This window comes from Candidatus Schekmanbacteria bacterium, assembly GCA_003695725.1.
Lineage (GTDB): Bacteria > Schekmanbacteria > GWA2-38-11 > GWA2-38-11 > J061 > J061.
Genome location: RFHX01000242.1, coordinates 1 through 4,900, shown reverse-complemented (window position 1 = coordinate 4,900; position 4,900 = coordinate 1). Strand labels below are relative to the sequence as shown.

Genomic DNA, 4,900 nt, shown 5'->3' with positions numbered 1-4,900 from the left:
GCCTCATATCTGCAGAAGGCGAAACATAAAATTTGTTTTTTAGAAATGCTGTTAATAATGATTCATTATTGAAAGATAAAGCTCTTCCTGCATCTTTACCATCTCATCTATATGGAAGGTTTTATCAATGGAATTTTGATTCTGAGATAATCTTTTGTGCAGCTCTTTATCTTTTAAAATTCGGCACACCTTCTTTGCCATATCTTCATAATCTCTTGGAGAAACCAAAAAGCCATTTGTGCCATCTTTGACAATTTCACAATTGCCATCAATATTGGTTGCAACAATAGGTACTCCTGATGCAGCAGCTTCAACCAATACTCTCGGCAATCCTTCCCACAGTGCTGTATGAAGCAGTACATCAATTGCACATAAAAGTGCAGAAGTATTTTCAGTCCATCCCAACAAAGTAAATTTTTTCTCAAGTGACAGTTTTTTAATTTCCTCCTCGATTGCATTTCTCATGTCACCGTCACCTGCAACAATAAATCTTGCCTCAGGTATTTCGTCAGAAATCTTTTTAGCCGCTCGTACAAAAGTTATAAGGTCCTTTTGTGGTTTAAAGCAGGAAATTGCGCCAATTATAGGTGCGTTCTTTTCAAGAGAAAAAAAATTTCGTGCTTCCTCCCTTGAAAGTACATTTCGCGAATAATCTTCAATCCTTATTCCGCTTCTGATTAAATGAAATTTATCATTATCCCCTATTCCCAATCTTATTGCTTTTTCTCTATTAGAATTGCTGACTACAATGAATTTGGAGGTAATCTTTGCCGTAATTCTCTCAAGAAAGATATAAAATTTTTTTGTTATGAATGGTTGGTAATCATTGAAACCAAAACCATGAAATGTATGGATTATATGCGCAATACCACTTAAATATGCTGCCCATCTGCCAAGAATTCCTGCTTTTGAGCTATGCGTATGTATTATCATATTTTGCTTTCCAATGGATTCGCTTTTAAATTTAAGAATCTTTTGAATCTTTTTAAAGGCGCCATAATCTTTAATAGGATTTATCTCTCGTTGAAGCTCATCTATTAAATAGAGGTCCAAGTTTTTAATTTTTAGGGCTCGATTAAGCAGATAGCCTTCAGATGCTGTTATTAAAACAACATTGAATTTTCCTCTATCGAGATGTTCAACAGTATAAAGAGTATTTTGTTGTGCGCCGCCCAATTCCAGTTTGGTTATGATATGAACGACCGTTATCTTTCTATCAGAAACCGACATCGATTCGTTTTAACCATCGTGCTATTAAGAGGAATATAAGTAGAATAACACTTACAAGCGCAAGCGTTGTTTCATTGTCAGTATATATCATTACAATTCCTATCATTGCAAGAATAAGAGAAACTGTATAGCTTAGAAGAACCGTTTTCCTCACTGAAAGAGCCCATCTTCTGAGGCGAAGCGCAAAATGGTCTCTGCTTCCCAAAAACATAGATTGCCCCCTCAATGCCCTCAAATACATTACAAGAAGTGTATCAAAGATTGGCATACCAAGAATAACCAATGGGGCAAGAAAACCTACATTGTTGTTAAAACTATATTTTCCAATCATTGCAAGCGCCCCAAGAATAAGTCCAATAAACATACTACCGGTATCACCAAGATATATTCGCGCTGGTTCAGAATTGTAATATAAAAAACCCAAGAGACTTCCTGCTAAAGCAACACTTATTATTGCTATAAAAGGCTCGCCATTTATTACGGCAACGACAAAAAAGGCAAGAGAAGCAATAAAGGCAATGCCTGATGACAATCCATCCATAACATCTATTATATTGAATCCGTTTATTATGCCAACCATCCAAAAAATTGTAAGCAAAATTGCAAGCCACGGCGGAAGAGCAACGACAGTAATCATAACATCTGATTTTAAAAGAATGAAAACTGCTATAAGTTGACCTAAAAATTTTACACCCGGCGAAAGCACTCCGAAATCATCAATGAGACCAAGAAGGACTATTATTGTGCCGGAAAGAATAAGGGCAAGAGTTGTACGCGAAAAATCGTAAACCATTCCGAGAGAAAGAAGAAAGGACAAATATACTGCCAATCCACCAAGATAAGGCACAGGTTCTTTTTGTGTTTTCAATTTTCCATCAGGTTTGTCAACGACTCCAAACTTTTTTGCAGCCACAATGGCTAAAGGTGTACCATAAATAGAAAAAAGGAAGGCCAAAACAAATGTCAATAAATATTCTGTTCTCAATTTTTCATCACTTTCATAAAAATAAAGGATTCAAAGCTGATTATAGGATAATTTCGTACCTTCTGCATCGTCAATTTTTTAATTTTCGAAGAATAAAAAATCCTGCCAAAAACTCTTTTTCTTATACAAGTCAACTCTTTGCTCGTCATAAATGTACATAATAACTAACATTTGATAATGAAGAAGCAACTGCCAAAGAATGATTAGATGAATATGTACTTTGATTTATCCATCAGCCAATAAAAAAACAACGCAAAAGATTTCTAAATTTCGCTTCCTTGACCTCCGATTATGAGAGTGCTAATCTTCTGAAAAAAATATAATTTGAAGGAAAAAAGGTTATGGCTAAAAAAGTTCTTGTAACAGGCGGAGCAGGATTTATTGGCTCATTCATAGTAGATAAACTTGTAGAAGAAGGCTATGAAGTAAGAATCTTCGATAATTTAGACCCTCAGGTACATCCCGGCGGAAAAGAACCGCCTCACCTCAATAAGGATGCGGAATTCATCAAAGGAGATGTAAGAAATCCTGATGACCTCGCAAAAGCGTTAAAGGGGGTTGATGCTGTATCACATCACGCAGCAGCTGTTGGAGTTGGACAATCCCAATACAAAATCGATTACTATGTGAACACAAATGTGGGAGGCACTTCAAATCTTCTCAATCTCATCGTTAATGGCAAATACAATATTGAAAAAATTATAATTGCAGCTTCAATGAGCAGTTATGGTGAAGGCAGATACAATTGTGAGAAATGTGGGAAGGTAAATCCACCTTTACGCACAGAAGAACAGATGAAAAGCGGGCAATGGGAGCTTTTCTGTCCTATCTGCAGTGCTCCAATCACTCCAATTCCGACTGATGAGAAAAAAGAACAACATTGCAATTCCATTTATGCTCTGACAAAAAAAATGCAGGAAGATATGGTTCTCAATATTGGAAAAACATATAAAATTCCGGTAGTAGCATTTCGCTATTTCAATGTCTATGGACCAAGGCAATCCCTTTCAAATCCTTATACGGGCGTTGCAGCCATTTTTATGAGCAGGATAAAAAACAATCAACCACCAGTTGTATATGAAGACGGCTTACAAACCAGAGATTTCATTTCCGTGCGTGATATTGCCGCGGCAAACCATGCAGCATTGGAAAACAGCGGTGCAGATTATATGAGCTTGAATCTTGGTTCAGGAATACCCCAGACAATAAAAAGCGTTGCAGAAAAACTTGCAAAACTATACGGCAAAGATATTGAGCCTCTTATCTTGAACAAATTTAGAAAAGGAGATGTGCGCCACTGTTACAGCGACAGCACAGAAATCAAAAAGCGCCTTTATACCCCCTCTGTTTCCTTCGAAGAGGGAATGAAAGAACTGATAGAATGGGCTGAAACGGCTTATTTTGAGGATAAGTTTGAAGAAGCTGCAAAAGAGCTTCAGGAAAAAGGGCTTGTTTGAATTTCAACAGATATCCCCTTTGAAGTTTTTACCAACTCCTCTCTTGTATGATATAATAACCCTGCAATGTTTAAAAAATTAATCAATTTGTTCGTTTATCGTGAATTGCTTTATAACCTTGCGATGAAAGATATCAAGGGGCGCTACAAACAGACCATCATAGGGGCAGGATGGGCGATTTTTCAGCCTTTTGTGATGATGATAGTCTTTACGATTGTTTTCTCTATTTTTGCAAAAATCCCATCAAAAAAAATACCCTACCCTCTTTTCGCATTCTGCGGACTTTCAGTATGGGCATTCTTTTCAAGCTCAATTACAAAAGCCGTTTCAAGTATAATTCAAAATGTCAATCTCGTTACTAAAATTTATTTTCCAAGGGAAATTCTCCCATTTTCTTCAATATCAGCAGCTTTTCTTGATTTTATCATTGCTATGTTCCTCTGCTTCTTGATGACACTCTTTTACGGAATCACTCTATCGCCTTATATTTTTCTTTTTCCCATTATCCTGATTATTCAGCTTCTTCTGATTTCAGGGCTTTCATTGTTCTTCTCTGCGTTGAATGTATTCAAAAGAGATATTAACTATCTCATCCCCATATTTTTGCAGATTTGGATGTTTCTCTCGCCAGTTGTTTATCCTGTTGCAATCGTTCCTTCTCAGTATAAACATTTATATATGCTCAATCCGGCAGCGGGGATAATAGAAGGATACAGGTCTTGTCTTCTCTATGGCTCAATGCCATCATTAAAACCTCTCATATGGGCGGGCATTCTTTCTTTGTTTATTTTTTTGCTTTCATACTTTTTCTTTAAGAAAGTTGAAATGAAATTTGCTGATATTATTTAAAAGAACCAATTATGGAAACCCTTATTGAATTTAAAGATGTATCAAAAATCTATCGCAAATATAGCAGGTCTTTAAAAGAGACATTATCTTCTTTCTTAAAAAAGAAAAAAGATCCTTCAAATGTGGAAAAATCGTTCAAAGCCTTAAATAATGTAAGCTTCAATGTCAAAAGCGGGAAAGCCCTTGGAATAATAGGACCTAACGGAGCAGGTAAAAGCACAATTTTAAAAATCCTGGCAGGCATAACTGAAGCATCCTCAGGAGAAGTTATAATTAAAGGAAAAATAGGAGCATTGTTGGAATTGGGTGCTGGGTTCCATCCAGAATTCACCGGAAGAGAAAACATATATTTAAACGGTTCAATAATGGGTATGAAGCG

Annotated in this window: 5 protein-coding genes; 3 read left to right on the top strand and 2 right to left on the bottom strand. The window is 36.3% G+C overall.

All coding sequences use genetic code 11. From position 1 onward, the window contains the following. Nucleotides 1-51: 51 nt before the first annotated feature. Nucleotides 52-1,230, bottom strand: coding sequence for a glycosyltransferase family 1 protein (locus D6734_09455; protein RMF93710.1), 1,179 nt, complete (start codon nucleotides 1,228-1,230; stop codon nucleotides 52-54). Beyond that, entirely contained in the window at nucleotides 1,217-2,215 is a 999-nt protein-coding gene (locus tag D6734_09450; protein ID RMF93709.1) for an undecaprenyl/decaprenyl-phosphate alpha-N-acetylglucosaminyl 1-phosphate transferase, read from the bottom strand. The genes D6734_09455 and D6734_09450 overlap by 14 nt, the downstream gene beginning before the upstream one ends. 341 nt (nucleotides 2,216-2,556) lie before the next feature. On the opposite strand from D6734_09450, the gene D6734_09445 reads away from it, so the two are divergent. From D6734_09445 to D6734_09435, 3 genes are all read left to right on the top strand, one after another. Then, on the top strand, nucleotides 2,557-3,672 hold the full coding sequence (locus tag D6734_09445) for an SDR family NAD(P)-dependent oxidoreductase (protein RMF93708.1): 1,116 nt from the start codon (nucleotides 2,557-2,559) through the stop codon (nucleotides 3,670-3,672). 66 nt (nucleotides 3,673-3,738) lie between these two features. Continuing rightward, complete coding sequence (locus D6734_09440; GenBank protein RMF93707.1) at nucleotides 3,739-4,521, top strand: ABC transporter permease; 783 nt, start codon at nucleotides 3,739-3,741, stop codon at nucleotides 4,519-4,521. A gap of 11 nt (nucleotides 4,522-4,532) precedes the next feature. Next, nucleotides 4,533-4,900, top strand: a 368-nt coding sequence (locus D6734_09435) for an ABC transporter ATP-binding protein (protein ID RMF93706.1), incomplete at its 3' end; no start/stop codon positions are given.

Coding starts and splice junctions, on each gene's coding strand:
- D6734_09455 (RMF93710.1), bottom strand. CDS start 1,230: ATGTCGGTTTCTGATAGAAAGATAACGGTCGTTCATATCATAACCAAA.
- D6734_09445 (RMF93708.1), top strand. CDS start 2,557: ATGGCTAAAAAAGTTCTTGTAACAGGCGGAGCAGGATTTATTGGCTCA.
- D6734_09440 (RMF93707.1), top strand. CDS start 3,739: ATGTTTAAAAAATTAATCAATTTGTTCGTTTATCGTGAATTGCTTTAT.